Source organism: Fluoribacter gormanii, from assembly GCF_900156395.1.
GTDB classification, from domain to species: domain Bacteria; phylum Pseudomonadota; class Gammaproteobacteria; order Legionellales; family Legionellaceae; genus Legionella; species Legionella gormanii.
Window position 1 is genome coordinate 171,907 of record NZ_FTNL01000001.1, and the last position, 18,070, is coordinate 189,976.

Consider the following 18,070-nt stretch of genomic DNA (forward strand, 5'->3'; position numbering starts at 1 on the left):
GTGATTATGTAATGAATTGATGATTATAATCAATTTATTCAAAAATTCATCAAGCCTAATTCATGAATGAATTACATATCGAGCTTTCGCATTTAATAAAAATGCATCATCAGCAAGTAGCAAACTTACAGACAGTTGCTACTTGCTGAATCAATACCAATCCTTATATCCTACCCATTGATGATTATGGATAAAATACCCCCATTATAAGTAAGATAAACCCTAAATCAATTGGTTAACAACCCAAAACTCGAGATTCTACCTTGTCAGGAGTTTCTTCGGGTTGTAATGATTCATTCACGCCTAACATCTTTTCAGCCAGCCTTTTGGCCAATTTTGGTAAATCCTTTGGAACTTCCTTGGCTGTTTTTTTAAATCCTTTAGTAAAAAACGAAATTTCCATTTTTATCGTTGAAAGTAATTCACTGTCATCACAAATAAAAAAATCTGACTCAGAAGGATTGCATGAAGGTTTAGAGTTTTTTTGCTTTAAAACCCAGCTTATTTGATTTACGAGAAGCCTACGAAATTCATCATGCTCAGGTAATAGGGAATTGAAGCTAATAAATCCTGGAGGAGTAAAATTATTTTTAATAGCAGAATCAAAAGTAGCCTCCATGATTCGCAATTCTTCCAGATAGCCATATACCTGAACTATTGTATGGCTTAATTTTGCTAAGGTTTCAACGTATTCTTGCTTATGATAAACGTTCACATAATGCGTCAAAAATGGCAAAATTATTGCCAGTGGCTCATTAAATTTTTCTGTTTGCAAGAAGTCCAAAGCAGCCGTTTGGATTTCAGCTCTTAATTCATACTCTTTCTTTTGTATTCTCTTCATTGTCATTAAATTACAATTTATTTCTTTAGGAAAAAAATGACGCTTGTCTTTGTAAGAAAGACCTTTAACAAACGGGTAATTATCAAATTGCGTAAGTCCCATTACAGCATCGATGCGCTCCCTTAGAAATTCACAGAATTTATCGACTTGTCCTGCATCATCACTTGTCTCTATTAAATAAACAGTTAATGCTTTATCAAGTATTTGGCAAAGTGCTCTCATTAGTTTAACCTGCTCTTCTTGCGTATGTTTAAGCAGTTTTTGAACCTTTTCAGTGTGAAGAGACTTTAAGCTGCCTGCTGTATGCCACTGGGACTTAACCAGCAATTCGATGTAGGTATTGTAATGTTGCGCTAAAACCGTACATGCGATGGTTCGACGATATAATTCTGGATGTTTTGCTTCAGAAATTAAATTATCCAGACTAAGCACGCCAAACATGGTTCTATGGGATTCAGCTCTTTTTAATATTGGCTCTTCTGCTTCTTTAGCTTCTACAACTTTGGCAGTTTTTTTCTTGATTTTTATAGCTTCACTACTAAGAGCAAAAGGAATAGCTGCTGGCAGCGCATTAGAAGGAGTTTCTGGTGGAGTTGCTCGAGGAGATGCTGGTGGATTGGTAGAATCGGTTGGTAGAATTGGGAAGGATGTAGACTTTCCACTTCGAAAAAATTTTAGGGCTTGGGCAATTGAACCTTTACCGGCCGGCACCTCGGAATGCACATTCTTCTCGTTACTTGATTTGCCAGCAATCGGAGGATCTCCTACCTTTATTTCACCCTGAGAATCAGGAACATTAATTCCACGTGGTGATGCTGGTCCAGATTTGCTTTCAGAAAGCTTCGTCGGTTCATGCTTGCGCGGGGATGACGGTAGCGACTTGCTTGCAAAAGTGTGTTTTTTCATAATGATCTTCCTTAAATTATAAAAACTGGGGAAGTTTAGTTGAGAATGCCCCATGAGATCAAATAAAAATCAAAATGCGGGATTTGGATATAGGAATTATAAAAGGCCAAGCAGAAATAATAAGTCTTTTTATACTTAATGTAAGAAGTAATTAGTTCTCTTCGATCGCCCCTTTTTACTCAGATAATTTTAGGGCGATAAACGTTGTAAATTCCATTCATTATTTTTTAAAATATACTCCCAAACATCGGACAGTTCATCTTGTCGGTATGCATAGAATACCATGCGTTCCGGCCGGATAAGGAAACCGCAATATTCAGGGCTCAGAGGAATTGGTTTATTCAAAAATGATGCCTCTATCTTCTGACGTTTCTTTTCGAGAACTTCTTTACTCTCAATCAATTGCATTGAAGTTGGAGCATAGCTTAAAAAGCGAATTTGATCCCATTGAGGATAACTGTCCCAATATTTTTTATTCTCAGCATGATTTAGAAATAGAGCGTTACCTTCAATAATCACTTCCCGTTGCAAAAGCTCCAGCCAAAACACAAGACTTACTCGAGGATTATTTTTTAATTCATTTACTTTGCGAGTACTTTTCTGAGTAAAGAATAAAAACCCCTCATCTGAAATTTCACGAATAGCAACGACTCGGCTATGCGGGACGCCATCTACTGAAATAGACGATAAAACAGCCTGACTTGGGTTAGGTGCTCCATTCTCACGTTCTCTTGCCAACCAAAGACTCAGTTCAATAATAGGATTTGATTGCATTATATGCTTTTCCTTTTACTTAAAAATTCCCAAATCAATTGTACCTGAAACTCTGTAGCAAGCATGCATCCTGATACTCCACTAATGCCAAGCGCTGTTGTCATAAAATACCTCAGCTCAATTACTATTAAAAAAGAATTGTTTAATATATTCTACGCTCCAGTTTGATTTGACATATAGGGACGTAACAATTTTAACTACTCTATGGGATGGTAAATATGTTTAATTCGTTCCACTTACAAGGTGTAGATGCACTTCGTGAAAGTAAATACATTGAAGCCAAGAAATTATTTCTTGAAGCAATAAAACAAAATCCTGAAGTACCCGAAACGTACTTTCTTTTAGGAAAAACTTGTTTTTTATGCGATGAGAAAAGTGAAACCATTTCTTATTTAATACAGTTTATTGAATTAACTCAGTATGAAAAGGAACAGGAAAACAAATCCCACGCGTTCGATCTGTTAGGACAATGTTATGCCTCTAGGAGTGAGAGTGAGTTAGCCATCACTTGTTACTTAAATGCTTTAGAAATTGATCCCTCATGCGTTTCGGTACGACATAATCTAGGTTTGCTTTATATGAAGCTAGCTCAGGAATATCTAGAGATCGATTTACAAAATTGTTCCGCATTATTAAAAAGTGCTCGAATCGCACTTAATTCGGCTCTGGAGCTATGTAAGGATAATCCTATGTTTTTGCATTCTATTGCCAGCTGGTATGAACAATATATTGAGCTACTGAAAAAATTATCTGAAGCGAGCAACACTCAAGAAATGATAAGCGAGCAGTTTAATTGGGCCATTCACTATTATCGTGAAGCCTTAGCTCACTGCCATAAAAATGACAAATTATTTCAAAATGTAATTACAGAAAATCTTACTGAATGTTATGCGCAATTCGGACATCATCTGTATCAGAGCCAAGCCTATGCAAAAGCCCAGAAATTATATGAATCAGCTCTTGATCTGGATCAAAATCATATTCCAGCGCTTAATCAAATAGGCATGTGTCTATTCAAGCAAGGAAAATATTCCGAAGCAAGAGTCAAGTTTGCAATACTTCTAGAGCGAACTGCAGACACACAAGATCAGGCTGATGCATGGCTTAATACAGCTTGTTGTTATCGCTTGGAAAAAAATTGGCTGGAGGCAGAAAAATCTCTCGATGCAGCGAGAAAATTAGCACCACAAGATCCAGAAATCCATAAAGAAACAGAGAATCTCAAACAAGCGAAATCTCAAGCACTACTCGCTGTGACAAACCAAACTTTTTTTGATCCTAAAGCACATTACAATTCTTCTTTGACATCCCAAAACACAGATAGTTTGCAGTACAATTAAGCAGATAATTGTAGCTAAGAAATACTGTCTTAGATCCTGGGTTCCGCTATGCTGCACCCAGGCTACATGTTGATTGATTCCTCTTGGCAAGCCATACAGTTAATTAATTTATAATTGAAATAGTGGTGTAAATGCCATATGTCTTAACTCATTAAGCCACTGTTCCCTTGGTTTTCCACCTGGTGCGGTAGGTTCATGCCAATTATTTTTACACCAAAGATAAATATCCAGGCTCTTCATTTGACTAAAATCATTAATCGCATGTAATAACTGCCCATCAATAGGAAAAATACTCTGATATCCCTCTATCATCCATGCAAATTTCGCGGCCCATTTGGAATATGGAATGCCGCATAAATCTAAAAAAGGTTTGGCAATATCAGCCATAAACCAATGATAAACAGGCTCATCAAAGTCAATAAAATGAATCTGTTTACCGTCAAACAGCACATTGCCTGGACGATGATCCCCGTGAGTCAGACCAAAATTAACGTTATTTATTTTAAAAGCTCTGAAATGCTCGTCAATGGTGTGGAATAGATCCTGGATAGCAGAATTCTCATAAACAAGGTAGTCTGCCGTTTCACTCCATAAATCACTCCAACTTCTAAAATGATGGCCATTCGCTTGATAACTTTCTGCCGCACGATGTAAACGAGCCAATGCTTGCCCCCAGTGTTCGTATACATTTTTAACTTCATATCCAAAATGCATGATAGTTCCGGGTACTTCTGAACATACATGGATTAAAAAATGGAGTTCTTCTTGTACTACAGTTTCAATATAAGATCCATTTTTCGATTTAAGTACTTCACAAACTGGCGCATCCATTTGAAACAGATGTTGCTGAAAATCAATGGCTGCAAGTAATTCTTTTTGTGGCCGAATTTTCTCGTGTGTTATGCGTAAATAGAATCCTTTACCCTCAGACTCAAAACGATAAACACAATTGATTTGGTTATTAACCAGTTGTAAATTAACTGGATTATCTGCCCATTGCAAAGCGGCTTTAAAAGCTGTGTTATTGCTGATTTTTTTTAGAGTATCTTCCCAAACCATAACTTTTAACCTGATATTTTTTATTTTATTTAAAGTAGATTACTCTCATCATAGTTTTAAAAAATCTGTTTACAACACTTTGCTCGATCATTTTGTAAATACATATCTATCCATATAGATCATAACATGTTGAGATAAAATTAGAGCATAAAGATAGAACAATCTATCCTTATGCCCTCCGCTCTTTATAATCGATTAAGAGTGAAATTTTTACTTTGCAAAACAATTTCACTCAGTTGATATATTTTACCCCATGACTAGACTCAATCGAGCATGCTTCTCAAGTCGCTCCCTATCCTGAAACGCAATGACTGCATCCAATATTTGCTCTACATCGCCTTTTTCAGCCCAAAAGCTTTGAAAAGCTAAAGGATACGTAGCTCTAACATTCATTTTTGAAATTTTTTGAGGATTTTCTATTGTTTTTAATAGTGTTTTTAATAATGAAATCTTATCATTTATTTTTTGATTTTTAGGATCAAGTTTTTGCTCTAATAGGCTCAATTTGTTCTGAATCAGCCCTAAAAGATAAGCTTTAACGGCTACACTATCCATTTTTCGGATTACAGCACTGTAATCACAACACGTAAACATCCTGTGATGTTTAGGCTCTTCTTTATTAGTTTTAGGGTTAAAAATGGCCTCCTGATTCACCATTGCATCCTGTGCTATATCTGGCTTGCCCAAGTGGAGCCTGCCTTTAATGATTTGTTTTACAGAATCAGGAGCCATGCGCCATAATAAATCAACACCAGTAAATAACACTGCAGTAATTGAAAATACAGTACCTACAACTGGAGCCACAGGAAAAAGTAAAACAAAAACAACGGCACCTAATGCTGCAGCTAGAAAAGCCATGGCAAACGCGTTACTTAAAGCTGCTTGCATATAATGCATGCGTTGAATACTGTCTTTAGGGGACTCAAAAGCTCTATATAAATTGAGTCCAAACATCATAAACTGATGACTCAATGCCACAAGTAAACTACTAAAAAAAAACCAAGGGCCTGCAGCAAAGCTAAAACCAAGAACCTTTGATATTGCAGCCCCATAAAGGGATATGCTTGCTAAAGCAGCACAAATCGCAGAAGTAGCAAATAGTAACCACCGATCAACATTGCGATTGCTGGCTTTTGCGAGATGGTATCCATTGATTAAGGCATTTATCGTCAATAAGAAACCAATAAAAGGCAAAATGATATAAAACAAAGGCGATGCGCTAAATGCCGTTGATAATCTTGCATCTGCCATCGTAGCAAATAATGCTATTTCCTGAGTTTCCCTAATGTATGTAATCGCCTTCTGGAAGTGAGTAACAAACATAAGCCACCTGATAAATTATTATTATTTTTTTGTTTGGGATCATTACCCAATAGGAGTTCTTAAAACATAGCCTGAGTACCGAGGAGTCATAACAGAGTTTGTGCTTGTCACAAAACTCTGGTTATGGTGTCCTTAATAGTCAGGCTATATTTCTGGTGTATTGCTCTTATTATTGACGCAAATGTGGGAACAAAATAACATCCCGAATTGACTGAGAGTTGGTAAACAACATAACCAAACGATCAATACCTATACCCTCTCCTGCTGTAGGAGGCAACCCATATTCCAGTGCTTCGATGTAGTCACTATCAAAATGCATAGCCTCTAAATCACCTGCATCTTTTTCTTCAACTTGCTTACGAAAACGTTCTGCCTGATCTTCTGCATCATTTAACTCAGAAAATCCATTAGCAATCTCTCGACCAGCAATAAAGAACTCAAAACGATCAGTCACTTCTAAATCATGATCACTGCGGCGTGCCAACGGTGAAATTTCAGTAGGATAGCCCGTAATAAAAGTAGGCTGAAATAATTGATGTTCAACAGTTTCTTCAAACAATATGATTTGCAGCTTACCCAAGCCATCGGTTTCTTTAAAAGGAAAGCCTTTGTTCTGCAATATCTCACGACAACTTTCAACACTTTCTAACTGTTGAGCATTGATTTCTGGATGATAATATAAAATTGCTTCTTTAACCGTCATACGCGCAAATGGCTTATTAAAATCAATAATCTGACCTTGATACTCCACCTGCCGTTTTTCCATGACAGTATCACAGAGATAACGCAATAATTCCTCGGTAAAATTCATCAAGTCCTGATAATCAGCATAGGCTTGGTAAAATTCAACCATAGTAAATTCTGGATTATGACGCGTTGAAATTCCCTCATTACGGAAATTACGGTTAATTTCATAAACGCGCTCAAATCCACCTACAACAAGACGTTTTAAATAAAGCTCAGGCGCGATACGCAAATACATGGTCATATCCAAAGTATGATGGTGCGTAACAAAAGGACGTGCCATAGCCCCACCCGGGATAGGATGCATCATGGGTGTTTCTACTTCCAGAAAATAGTGTTGATCCATAAACTGTCTAAACGCTTGAATTAATCGCGAACGTGTTAAAAATGTAAGACGACTTTCATCATTGGCAATCAAATCCACATAACGTTTACGATACTTAACTTCTTGGTCAGCTAATCCATGAAATTTATCAGGTAAAGGGCGTAATGATTTCGTCAATAACTCAATATGCTCGGCATTTACGGTAAGCTCACCTGTATTTGTCTTGAATAACTCACCTTTAACCCCAACAATATCGCCTAAATCCCAATGCTTGAACTCTTCATATTGCTCGGGAAGGTCATTAGCTCGGATATAAACTTGAATCCGTCCAGAAAAATCTTGAATATGAAAAAAACTGGCCTTGCCCATAATACGCCTCAATACGATGCGGCCGGCAACAGTCACCTTAACATGCTGTTGTACTAAAGTTTCTTTATCTAATGAATCATAATGTTTTATGACTTCTTGAGCTAAATTTTCACGACGAAATTGGTTTGGAAAATTAAAACCTTTTGTACGTAACTCAGCCAATTTTTGTTTACGAATATAATAAACTTCACTTTCATCTATATGTTCAATATGCTCTTCACTCATGCTGCCCTACTCCTGCCTTTAAACTGGCTTCAATAAATTGATCTAACGCCCCATCCAATACTGCTTGTGTATTGCTTGTTTCAACACTGGTTCGCAGATCTTTAATACGAGATTGATCCAATACGTATGAACGAATTTGAGATCCCCAACCTATATCTGATTTACTGGCTTCTAACGCTTGCTGCTCTGCATTTTTCTTTTGCACTTCCAGCTCATACAACTTAGCACGCAGTTGTTTCATTGCCTGATCTTTATTTCGATGCTGACTTCTATCATTCTGGCATTGTACTACAATTCCACTTGGTGCATGAGTAATACGCACTGCAGAGTCAGTTCGGTTTACATGCTGCCCTCCGGCACCGGAAGCTCTGTACGTATCAATACGTAAATCAGCAGGATTAATTTCGATGTCAATATCATCATCAATTTCAGGTGAAACAAATACTGCCGCAAAAGAAGTATGTCGTCGATTTCCTGAATCAAAAGGAGATTTTCGCACTAAACGGTGCACTCCACTTTCTGTACGCAACCATCCAAAAGCATACTCTCCCTTAAAATAAATAGTAGCACTTTTAATACCAGCAACCTCACCCGGAGAACACTCAATTAGTTCTGTAGTAAACCCATGTTGCTCGCCCCAACGTAAGTACATGCGCAATAACATCTCTGCCCAATCCTGAGCTTCTGTACCACCAGAACCTGATTGAATATCCAAGTAAGCATTTGAGTCATCCATTTTTCCGGAAAACATCCGACGAAACTCTAAATCAGCGACCTTTTTCTCAATGGAAATTAACTCTTCACCAATTTCATTAATGGTTTGTTCGTCACCTTCTTCACGCGCAATTTCAAACAATTCATTTAAATCTGTAATGGATTGACTTAATTGAGTTAAAGTTGAAACAACTGCTTCCAGCTGAGTTCGCTCACGACCCAAGGCTTGAGCAACCTCCGGATTATCCCAAACTGTAGATGACTCCAACTCTCGAACAACTTCCTCTAAACGCTCACTCTTAGCGTCAAAGTCAAAGATACCCCCTAAGCGCTTCTACTCGCTTAATGAGATCCACCAGATTAAGACTAATTTGGTTTACTTCTAACATAAGTGTCTCTTTAAAATTAGTAATTAGATCACGGCCCTAATCTCAATGTAGTCTGGGTGCAGCCTAGTCACTTTGCTTTTTACTTAAGCGCAACGCCTTTCTCGCCAAAAGTGAAAAAGTACCCGTTAGAGCGGATGAGGGCATTTACTAGTTCCCTTCAACCCGCCCTCTCTCTCAATAATGGGAGAGAGGAGCTTATTATTAACTAAAAAAACAGAGTGTCCATGCAGCATTCATGCTACTTTAAACCAAAGCACGACAATGCAAAAAAATAAGTTTGGGATTTTACAGTGAAAGTAGGCAAAAAGACAGACTATGGAGTCTTCATTGCAGTTCGATAAGCTTGCAAATTCATTAATAAATCAGCTTCTGCAGGAGATAAATGACAACTTTCGACAATTTCATCTCGATTTCCCCCCATTTCCAAAATACGCAAGGCATGGCGATAACCGCCATCATTGGCTCGTTTATTTTCCAAATCCTGAATTTGATTATCCATACTAATCAATTGAGTATTAATCTCTTTTAATTGTTTAGAGAATAATAAATCAGCATGAATCAACACGGGATGATCTTTTGTGATTTGCTCAATTAGTTTTTGTTGCATATCCAGTTTTTCCTGAAAATCAGTTAATTTCTTCCGCTGACTAAATAAGTAATTAAGTACGAATACAAAAATAACCACATTTAAACTTAAAAGAAAAGTTATCATTTTATATCCTTATCCCCCATGACGATACGATGAGCTGCTGGTTGACTTAGCGATGGATTTAAAAGACGAGGAATATTACGATTCAAGGCAATTATGATTGTCACCCTACGATTTGCAGCCCGCCCTTGTTCTGTAATATTATCAGCAACTGGATATTGTTCTCCATAACCCGTCACTAAAATGCGCTGTGTTTCTATTCCAAATGAATTTAGAATACGGCCAACAACTGCTGCACGCATAGCCGAAAGCTCCCAATTTGACGGAAATTGTGGCGTCTCTATGGGAATATTGTCTGTATAGCCCTCTACGGCAACAATAGAAGATGATTTTTTAATCTTACTGGCTAATCGCATTAATTTAACAAATGCTTCCGGTTTTAAATCTGATTCACCTGACTCAAATAAAGCACCTGAGTTAATATCCAATTCAACCCAACCTTCTTGTCGATTGATCTTATAATTTCCGTCTTCCAAATCTGCTAATGATTGATTTAATTCATCAAGTCCATCATTAAAAGGGCCTTTAAATTGTTTGGTTTGTGGTCCGTCTTTTATACTTTTTGTTGATTTGAGGGCCCGAGCTTCATCTTTTTTATTAAACGCTGATTTCATTCCCTCTGAAAGGGATTTGTACTTTGAAATATTTACGGAGGAAATAGCGTACATAACTACAAAGAATGCAAATAGCAAGGTAATAAAATCTGCATAAGAGACAACCCAACGATGATGATCGTTTTGTTGTTCATTCCTTTTTTTTCTTTGTTTCATTTTTCTTCTGTTGGCCAAAATTATTGAGTTTTAACAGCAAAATTCCAGGACTTTCTCCAGAAGCGATTGCAACGACACCTTCTACAATCATTTCGTCATAGTGCACCTGGCGAGCGATACAACTTTTTAATTTATTCGCCACCGGTAAAAAAATAAGATTAGCCATCCCAACTCCATAAATGGTAGCAACGAACGCTACTGCGATACCTAAACCCAATTCACTCGGCTCCGATAAATGGCGCATCACTTGAATCAATCCCAATACCGCGCCCAAGATCCCTATGGTTGGACTGTACCCCCCCATACTTTCAAAAACCTGCGCTGCATGGGAATCAATTGCTTCAACACGATCAATTTCATCCTCCAGGACTTGTCTTATAGTGAGTTTATCCACGCCAATAACTAACAACTCTAACCCCTTATTAATGAGTGGATTTTTTTCAACCTCTAAATGCTCTTCCAAGGAAAGTAAACCCAGCTGACGGGCTTTTCGTGCCAGCTCAAACATCTTATTACGGCAGGGTTCAAAATCGAGCTTGGGAGGGGCAATAACCCAGGGCAGGATTTTAAATGCTCGTTTAAAGGTACTTAGTGGTGTTTGCACCATAACAGCACCGATTGTCCCCCCAAGCACAATTAGCAATGCAGAAAAGTTCATTAGGGTCTGCATGCTTCCGCCCTCTAACATTTGCCCTAATGTAATAGCTAAAAAACTGGTTAACATCCCTATTAAAGTTAAAGCATCCATTCTTTTTATTCCGGTAATCGTGATTTAATACGAAGTGTTGCCTGACTGAGGATCTGTGAAACACGTGATTCACTAACACCAATAACCTCTCCGATTTCTTTTAGGTTTAAATCTTGCTCGTAATATAAAGAGAGTACCATTCGCTCTTTTTGGGGTAATCCACGAATTACCTCTGATAAACGCCGCATCAAATCATTATGAAATACGTTAACATGAGGCTCGGTAGAGGCGTATCCGTCTTCGACCTGTAAGGCATCATCGGTAACACCCAAATCTTCAAAACCATATAAATGACTGCTCACCGAGTCTTGCAACATTTCATGGTATTCATTAAGAGATATTCCAAGTTCAGCTGCTATTTCTGAATCTTTTGCCTCTCTTCCTAATCGGTGCTCAACAGATTTTACTGCCTCTGAAATCATTCTTGCATTACGATAAACTGAACGAGGAACCCAATCATTACGCCTTACTTCATCAAGCATATACCCTCTGATACGGATTCCCGCATAGGTTTCAAATGAAGCCCCCTTGGAAGAGTCGTAATGTCTTGTTGCTTCGAGCAAACCAAGCATTCCCGCTTGTATTAAGTCATCCAGTTGTACGCTTTGTGGCAAACGCCCCAATAAATGATGTGCTATGCGCTTAACCAACAAGGCATGAGTTTTTACCAGCGTTTCTTGAATTTGCTGGTTCACTTTGCTATAGGCAGCCAAAGCATCCACATTAATCTCCTTAAAATTCACCTGCTACTAAACGCTCTAAAAAGAAACTGGTATTCCCCCCCAGTAGAGAACTAGGTGGCCATTCAGATACTTCGTCTGCTAACTGCCTCATCGCCAGCGCAGCGGCAGAATCAGGATAAGCAATTAAGACGGGTTTTTGCATTTTCACTGCCCTGTGTATGTGTTCATCAAAAGGAACTGCTCCTAAATAGTCTAGCTGAACCTCAAGAAATTGCTCGGAAACTCTGAATAATTTGTTAAATAATTCTCGTCCATCTCGCTCATTTCTGACCATATTGGCTAAAATATGAAAACGTGTCCATTCATAACGCTTACTCATTACTTTAATTAAAGCATATGCATCAGTTAAAGAGGTGGGCTCATCGCATACAACGACAATCAATTCTTGCGATGAACGAGTAAAACTTAAAACAGTGTCAGATATACCGGCAGCGGTATCAATAATCATGTAGTCCAAATCATCGGTAAGCTCATTAAATGCATCAATAATCCCGGCGAGCTCTGGTGGAGAGAGTTGAGTCATAAACTCTGTTCCTGATGCTGCAGGAATAACACTGATGCCATTAGGTCCTGGCAAAATAATGTCACTTAAATGACAAATTCCCTGAGTCACATGTGATAGATTATATTTAGTATGTAAACCCAGCATGATATCGATGTTTGCCAATCCCAAATCAGCATCAAGCAACATTACTTTTTTATTAAGTTGGGCCAAACCCACTGCCAAATTAACAGAAACATTGCTCTTGCCAACTCCACCCTTTCCGGCAGAGACTGCAATTACCTTGATCGGCTTCGCACGCGATAGACTTCTCAGACCTGAAGCTTGATCACTTATATTTCGTCTCACTTTAGACATGATATTCTCTCCCAGCACTTTGATGTGCTTTCCTAACATTATCTGTCCGAAACAGCTGCGCTTCCTGTTCAGCAAATAATTCAACAAGCTGATGGCGTGTTGCCATTTTGATGTCTTCAGGGACACGTTGTCCGTGCGTCAAATAGCTCACACCTAAACCCGACTCAATAAGAGCACTAAGTGCTCCACCCACAGCGAGCGATTCGTCCAGTTTTGTCAAAATACACTGATCAATTTGATTTGCTTCATAACGTCTTATAGCATCAATTAACACTTGGTAATGGCTTGTTGCAGGTAAAACCAAAACTTTGGAAATCGATTGCAAATAAGTGCCTAATACATGCATTTGTTTTACTACTCGCTCATCTGCAGGATTCATTCCTGCTGTATCAATCAAGATTAATTTCTTATCATTTAATTGCCGTAATACACGGGCCAAAGAAACCTCATCTTGAGCAACACACACCTTAACTCCCAAGATTTTTCCATACATCATGAGTTGTTCTTGCGCTGCTATTCGATAAGTGTCCATTGTGACCAGGCCTAACTTATCGGCTCCAAACCTTAAAGCAAATCGCGCTGCAATTTTTGCCAATGTAGTCGTTTTTCCAACACCAGTTGGTCCAACAAAAGCATAAACTCCGCCCTCTTCTATTCGACGTGTATCACAAATGGCTAATTGATCGGAAATAAGATTCAATACAGATTCCCAGCCTTTTTGTTGATTTAAATCAGATCGCACAGAACAGGCCCAAGTCGCAGCAGTGGTGTGACTCACCCCCAGATACAAAAGCTTCTGGAGCAGAATAGTATGCAAAGGTTCATAGACACCAACATTCCCTCTTAATTGTGCTTCAAGCATACCTCTTAGTGTTTGAATTTCTTGACGCATATCATCAAGCGGTGTTTGCATTTGAAATTTATTAGTCTGGCTGGTTGGCTCTGCACAAGCTACAGCTGCTGAAGTCGATAGAATTGTTTCATCAAAATCAATTGCAGCAACGACTTCCACCCCACCTTCAACATGATGGCTGGACAAAATGACGGCATCGGCACCAAGTGTCTCTTTAATTTGTTTCATAGCGCTGCGCGTATCGGCCGCAACAAAACGTTTTAATTTCATAAAGCCTCCTGCTTATGAAGAAATTTGTCACTATTCACGCAATGCCTCTTTAGAAATTGTAGCTTGCTTGTAAGAAAACTGAGAAGTTTGCCCTCAGTTATTCATTTTTATCCTACTGTGCCTACTATTCTTATTTGTTTATTATCAGGAATCTCCTGATACGACAAAACATGAAAGTCATGAGATATATTACGCACAAATCGTGCCAACACTGCGCGAATTCCTGGCTGTACTACCAATACTGAACTCTCCTGTTTTGCCTGTTGTTGCATTGCTAATTGTGTCAAAGAATGTTGTATTTTATCTGCCATTCCTGGTTCGAAATTTACGCCTCCAGATCCACTACTTTGAATAATGTTTTGCAATAATTGTTCCAACTCAGGTTTTAACGTAATAATTGGTAATTCCTCATGCACACCACTGATTTTTTGGGTGATTAATCGAGATAAAGCAATACGAACTTGACTGATTAAATACTCCGTATCCTTAGATTTTGGCGCTAATTCCGCCAAAGTTTCGACTATAGTGCGAATATCTGTTAGAGGGATATGTTCCGTTAATAAACCTTGTAATACTTTGCTAACCATTCCCAAGGATAATCCATCGGGTACTAATTCTTTCACGAGTTTAGGCGAGCTAACCGCAAGTTTGTCTAAAAGCTGTTGGGTTTCTTCATAACCTAACAATTGCTGGCTATTTTGTTCTAATATCTGGCTTAAGTGTGTGGCAACAACCGTCGAAGAGTCGACTACCGTATATCCTAAGGTATGGGCTTGCTCTCTTTGGCTTTCATTAATCCAAACAGCTTCCATACCAAAAGCTGGATCACGAGTTTTAATTCCTTCAATTTCGCCAAAAATTTGTCCAGGATTTATAGCCAAGCAACGATCAAGATGAATTGCCGCTTCCCCCATGACTACCCCAGCTAAACTGATTCGATAATGGTTAGGTTTTAAATCCAAATTATCACGTACATGTACTGAAGGAATTAGAAAACCCAATTCTTGTGATATTTTCTTTCGCACCCCTTTAATACGAGAAAGTAAAATTCCTCCTTGTGCTTGATCCACTAAAGGAATTAAGCGGTATCCTACTTCAAGACTTATTACATCAACAGGATTCACATCATCCCATGACAATTCCGTAGAGATATTTGGATTTTGAACTGCAAGCGATTCATTTTCCTGGATGTGCAGCTCTTTCTGTTTTGCTCTATCTTGCTGAAGAAACAAATAAGCAATTCCTGCCAAACCTGCAGAAAGGAGAATAAATGCCACATGCGGCATTCCAGGAATAATACCAATCAATCCAATAATACCCGATGCAATTATTAATGAACGTGGATTAGCAAGTAATTGCGAAATCACTGCATGTCCCATATTTTGTGCACTGGAAACTCGAGTAACAATGATGGCCGCCGCGGTTGATAAAACTAACGAAGGCACTTGCGCCACCAAACCATCACCTATAGTTAATAAAATATAGTTATGCAATGCATCAGAAATACTCATTCCATGCTGAAAAACCCCAATAATCAGTCCGCCGATAATGTTAACAACTAGAATTAAAATTCCAGCAATTGCATCGCCACGAACGAATTTGCTAGCACCATCCATCGAACCATAAAAATCAGCTTCTTGCGCCACTTCCAATCGACGTTTTACCGCCTGCTCTTGATTAATTAAACCTGCATTCAAATCCGCATCAATCGCCATTTGCTTTCCCGGCAAAGAATCCAAGGTGAAGCGCGCGCTTACTTCTGATACACGTCCAGCCCCCTTGGTTACTACAACAAAATTGATAACTACTAAAATCATAAATACAACGAGGCCCACAGCATAGTTTCCACCAATAACTACTTCGCCAAATGATTGAATCACATGCCCAGCTGCGTCAGTACCTTTATGGCCATTTAATAAAACGACTCGCGTTGAGGCAACGTTTAACGACAAGCGTAATAACGTTGCAAGTAATATGACGGTTGGAAATACAGCAAAATCCAAAGGCCTTTCGCTATAAATCACCGCTAACAAGACTACAAGTGACAAAGCGATATTAAAAGTAAAGAACATATCCAATAAAAATGGTGGTAAAGGTAACATCATCATGCCGAGCATTATGATGAGCACCAAGGGTGTACCCAAACCTTGGCGCAGCCAATATTGCATATACTGTAATGCTTTATTCATTAGCAGCCTCCTCTGCATCACGCGCTAACTCTGCTGGAATAGGAACATTCTGTAATACAGAAGGTTTATACTCATAACGTTCCTTGTCACGCAGTTGAAATACATAAGCTAAAACCTGAGCTACAGCGACATAAAGTCCTCTCGGTATTTCTGCATTTAATTTTGTAGAAAAATAAAGCGCTCGTGCCAAAGGCGGTACTGAAATAATGGGAATTTTATGTGATGTCGCAATTTTATTGATTTGAAAAGCAATCAAATCTTTACCCTTTGCCACAACTATTGGTGCTTTATGCCCCTTCTCTTTATAACTGATGGCTACAGCATAATGAGTAGGGTTTGTTAGTACTACATTTGCCTTAGATATTTCATTCATCATCCGACGTCTCGATATCTCTTGCTGAGCGCGACGAATAGCACTTTTTATTTCGGGCTTACCTTCCGTTTCTTTGTATTCATCTCGCAATTCTTGCATTGTCATTTTCATGTTTTTTTGATGCTCATACAATTGAAAAGGCACATCAAAAGCAGCGATCAAAATCAAACTGGCAGCAATCAATACAAAAGATTTCACTACAACGAGACTGCCCGTACTAATCGCTGTTTCTATAGGAACATGTGCCAAATTGAGTAATGCAGGAATTTGTACTTTAAGTACTATTATGGCAACCACTGCGACTAAGAGAAACTTAAAAAACGATTTGCACATCTCGACAAAACCTTTCAACGAAACCATTCGTTTGATTCCTTGAAATAAATTGAGTCGCGAAAATTTAGGCTGTAACACTTGGCCACTGAACACCCACCCGCCCATAAGCAGAGGTGCTGCCAAGGTAACAAAAAAGATAATCACCAGTAAGGGCATTAAGGACCAAAATCCCATCTTGGCTAGAAAAAACAAACGCTCCGCGCTCACAGCGGGAGTAAGTGTAACTCGCGTGTCGAATTCAAACGCATGGCGCATCATGACTGCTAATTGCAGCGCCAATTGCTTTCCAAAAATAAGGAATCCTACTGCAGTAAAAAGTAACGTTACTGTGCTATTGAAATCCTTTGAACGTGCAACCTGACCTTTTTTACGTGCGTCTCTAAGTCGCTTGGCCGAGGGCTGTTCTGTTTTTTCTTGTGCGTGTTCTTGATCACTCATCAGGGTAACATCCCTATCATAAAGCGCATTCCTTCTTTGATAAGATCTGCCATTTGTGCCGCAACACTTGACAAACCTACCTTAATCACCACTATTCCCATAATTAAGGTGATGGGAAATCCTAGAGAAAATATATTTAATTGTGGTGCTGCTCGCGACATGATTCCAAATGCAAGGCTCACAATAAGCAAAGACAATAAAGCAGGAATTGAAATCAATAGTGCCTGTTTAAACATCCATCCTGAGAATAAAATAACATTCCACACCATAGCTTGAGTTACAGATAACTGTCCTATAGGCATAACTCTAAAACTATCTAATAAGGTTTCAAAAACGGTTAAATGGCCATTAAGCGCCAAAAATATTAAGGTCATCATCATTGAGTAAAACTGACTGACCAATGGAACACTTGCTCGGCTTGCAGGATCAACCATCACCGCAAAACTAAGACCAGCCTGCATTGCAATAATTTGTCCTCCCAAAACAAAAACCTGAAACACAAGCTGTAAAACAAATCCCATTAATAGCCCAAAAAGTACTTCCTGCATGATATAAGCTAAGAAAAGTCCATTAAAATTGAGGAAAGAAAGCTCTTTGGGAACCATAAAGGCACAGACACAACTTAAAACAAACAGCAAAATAATTTTAATACGGGCGGGTAACAAGACAGAGGAAAAAACAGGTACGGTAAGCAGTAACCCACCAATCCGCCCCATTGGCCAAATAACCTGGCTTATCATATGTATTATTGTTGGATAATCCAGTTTCATCTTCAG

The 18,070-nt window shown here is 38.6% G+C and carries 16 protein-coding genes; 1 reads left to right on the forward strand and 15 read right to left on the reverse strand.

Translation table 11 applies throughout. The annotated features are described in order from the left end of the window. Positions 1-235: 235 nt before the first annotated feature. Together BW930_RS00750 and BW930_RS00755 are read right to left on the reverse strand one after the other, a co-directional pair. Positions 236-1,747: a hypothetical protein gene (locus BW930_RS00750; RefSeq protein ID WP_058467906.1), complete on the reverse strand. Its 1,512-nt coding sequence runs from the start codon at positions 1,745-1,747 to the stop codon at positions 236-238. A 189-nt stretch (positions 1,748-1,936) separates the two neighbouring features. Then, complete coding sequence (locus tag BW930_RS00755; RefSeq protein WP_082647070.1) at positions 1,937-2,521, reverse strand: pyridoxine/pyridoxamine 5'-phosphate oxidase; 585 nt, start codon at positions 2,519-2,521, stop codon at positions 1,937-1,939. A gap of 218 nt (positions 2,522-2,739) precedes the next feature. Here BW930_RS00755 and BW930_RS00760 point away from each other — a divergent pair, with 218 nt between their 5' ends. Continuing rightward, positions 2,740-3,861, forward strand: coding sequence for a tetratricopeptide repeat protein (locus BW930_RS00760; RefSeq protein WP_058467904.1), 1,122 nt, complete (start codon positions 2,740-2,742; stop codon positions 3,859-3,861). 108 nt (positions 3,862-3,969) lie between these two features. Here BW930_RS00760 and BW930_RS00765 read toward each other — a convergent pair whose 3' ends face one another. The 13 genes from BW930_RS00765 to fliR form a co-directional block, all read right to left on the reverse strand. Beyond that, positions 3,970-4,920: a phosphotransferase enzyme family protein gene (locus tag BW930_RS00765; protein WP_058467903.1), complete on the reverse strand. Its 951-nt coding sequence runs from the start codon at positions 4,918-4,920 to the stop codon at positions 3,970-3,972. Between the two features lie 246 nt (positions 4,921-5,166). Then, on the reverse strand, positions 5,167-6,243 hold the full coding sequence (locus BW930_RS00770; RefSeq protein WP_058467902.1) for a hypothetical protein: 1,077 nt from the start codon (positions 6,241-6,243) through the stop codon (positions 5,167-5,169). Positions 6,244-6,412: 169 nt separating this feature from the next. After that, positions 6,413-7,906, reverse strand: coding sequence for a lysine--tRNA ligase (gene lysS, locus BW930_RS00775; protein ID WP_058467901.1), 1,494 nt, complete (start codon positions 7,904-7,906; stop codon positions 6,413-6,415). Beyond that, positions 7,899-9,009 (reverse strand): peptide chain release factor 2 gene (gene prfB / locus BW930_RS00780; RefSeq protein WP_115266180.1). Its coding sequence is split into 2 segments (ribosomal slippage): positions 7,899-8,933 and positions 8,935-9,009, totalling 1,110 coding nucleotides; the frame shifts between segments, so codons are not numbered across the junction. The genes lysS and prfB overlap by 8 nt, the downstream gene beginning before the upstream one ends. 313 nt (positions 9,010-9,322) lie before the next feature. After that, positions 9,323-9,721, reverse strand: a complete 399-nt coding sequence (locus BW930_RS00785) for a DUF2802 domain-containing protein (protein WP_058467899.1) — start codon at positions 9,719-9,721, stop codon at positions 9,323-9,325. Then, positions 9,718-10,488, reverse strand: a complete 771-nt coding sequence (locus BW930_RS00790; protein WP_058467898.1) for a flagellar motor protein MotB — start codon at positions 10,486-10,488, stop codon at positions 9,718-9,720. Before BW930_RS00790 ends, BW930_RS00785 begins: the two co-directional genes overlap by 4 nt. Further along, positions 10,463-11,236 carry a flagellar motor protein gene (locus BW930_RS00795; RefSeq protein WP_058467897.1) on the reverse strand — a complete coding sequence of 258 codons (774 nt, stop codon included), beginning with the start codon at positions 11,234-11,236 and terminating at the stop codon, positions 10,463-10,465. The genes BW930_RS00790 and BW930_RS00795 overlap by 26 nt, the downstream gene beginning before the upstream one ends. Positions 11,237-11,241: 5 nt before the next feature. Beyond that, on the reverse strand, positions 11,242-11,958 hold the full coding sequence (locus BW930_RS00800; protein ID WP_058467896.1) for an RNA polymerase sigma factor FliA: 717 nt from the start codon (positions 11,956-11,958) through the stop codon (positions 11,242-11,244). Positions 11,959-11,968: 10 nt separating this feature from the next. Then, positions 11,969-12,838 carry a MinD/ParA family protein gene (locus tag BW930_RS00805; RefSeq protein WP_058467895.1) on the reverse strand — a complete coding sequence of 290 codons (870 nt, stop codon included), beginning with the start codon at positions 12,836-12,838 and terminating at the stop codon, positions 11,969-11,971. Further along, the gene (flhF, locus tag BW930_RS00810) at positions 12,831-13,961 is read right to left on the reverse strand and encodes a flagellar biosynthesis GTPase FlhF (protein WP_058467894.1); all 1,131 of its coding nucleotides are present in this window, start codon (positions 13,959-13,961) and stop codon (positions 12,831-12,833) included. Before flhF ends, BW930_RS00805 begins: the two co-directional genes overlap by 8 nt. 107 nt (positions 13,962-14,068) lie before the next feature. Continuing rightward, entirely contained in the window at positions 14,069-16,150 is a 2,082-nt protein-coding gene (gene flhA / locus BW930_RS00815) for a flagellar biosynthesis protein FlhA (protein ID WP_058467893.1), read from the reverse strand. Then, complete coding sequence (gene flhB, locus BW930_RS00820; RefSeq protein ID WP_058467892.1) at positions 16,143-17,294, reverse strand: flagellar biosynthesis protein FlhB; 1,152 nt, start codon at positions 17,292-17,294, stop codon at positions 16,143-16,145. The genes flhA and flhB overlap by 8 nt, the downstream gene beginning before the upstream one ends. Next, the gene (gene fliR, locus BW930_RS00825) at positions 17,294-18,064 is read right to left on the reverse strand and encodes a flagellar biosynthetic protein FliR (protein WP_058467891.1); all 771 of its coding nucleotides are present in this window, start codon (positions 18,062-18,064) and stop codon (positions 17,294-17,296) included. Before fliR ends, flhB begins: the two co-directional genes overlap by 1 nt. Positions 18,065-18,070 lie beyond the last annotated feature (6 nt).

Bases quoted from the DNA above. Each gene is read 5' to 3' on its own strand.
- BW930_RS00750 (WP_058467906.1), bottom strand. From the start codon at position 1,747: ATGAAAAAACACACTTTTGCAAGCAAGTCGCTACCGTCATCCCCGCGC.
- BW930_RS00755 (WP_082647070.1), bottom strand. From the start codon at position 2,521: ATGCAATCAAATCCTATTATTGAACTGAGTCTTTGGTTGGCAAGAGAA.
- BW930_RS00760 (WP_058467904.1), top strand. From the start codon at position 2,740: ATGTTTAATTCGTTCCACTTACAAGGTGTAGATGCACTTCGTGAAAGT.
- BW930_RS00765 (WP_058467903.1), bottom strand. From the start codon at position 4,920: ATGGTTTGGGAAGATACTCTAAAAAAAATCAGCAATAACACAGCTTTT.
- BW930_RS00770 (WP_058467902.1), bottom strand. From the start codon at position 6,243: ATGTTTGTTACTCACTTCCAGAAGGCGATTACATACATTAGGGAAACT.
- lysS (WP_058467901.1), bottom strand. From the start codon at position 7,906: ATGAGTGAAGAGCATATTGAACATATAGATGAAAGTGAAGTTTATTAT.
- BW930_RS00785 (WP_058467899.1), bottom strand. From the start codon at position 9,721: ATGATAACTTTTCTTTTAAGTTTAAATGTGGTTATTTTTGTATTCGTA.
- BW930_RS00790 (WP_058467898.1), bottom strand. From the start codon at position 10,488: ATGAAACAAAGAAAAAAAAGGAATGAACAACAAAACGATCATCATCGT.
- BW930_RS00795 (WP_058467897.1), bottom strand. From the start codon at position 11,236: ATGGATGCTTTAACTTTAATAGGGATGTTAACCAGTTTTTTAGCTATT.
- BW930_RS00805 (WP_058467895.1), bottom strand. From the start codon at position 12,838: ATGTCTAAAGTGAGACGAAATATAAGTGATCAAGCTTCAGGTCTGAGA.
- flhF (WP_058467894.1), bottom strand. From the start codon at position 13,961: ATGAAATTAAAACGTTTTGTTGCGGCCGATACGCGCAGCGCTATGAAA.
- flhA (WP_058467893.1), bottom strand. From the start codon at position 16,150: ATGAATAAAGCATTACAGTATATGCAATATTGGCTGCGCCAAGGTTTG.
- flhB (WP_058467892.1), bottom strand. From the start codon at position 17,294: ATGAGTGATCAAGAACACGCACAAGAAAAAACAGAACAGCCCTCGGCC.
- fliR (WP_058467891.1), bottom strand. From the start codon at position 18,064: ATGAAACTGGATTATCCAACAATAATACATATGATAAGCCAGGTTATT.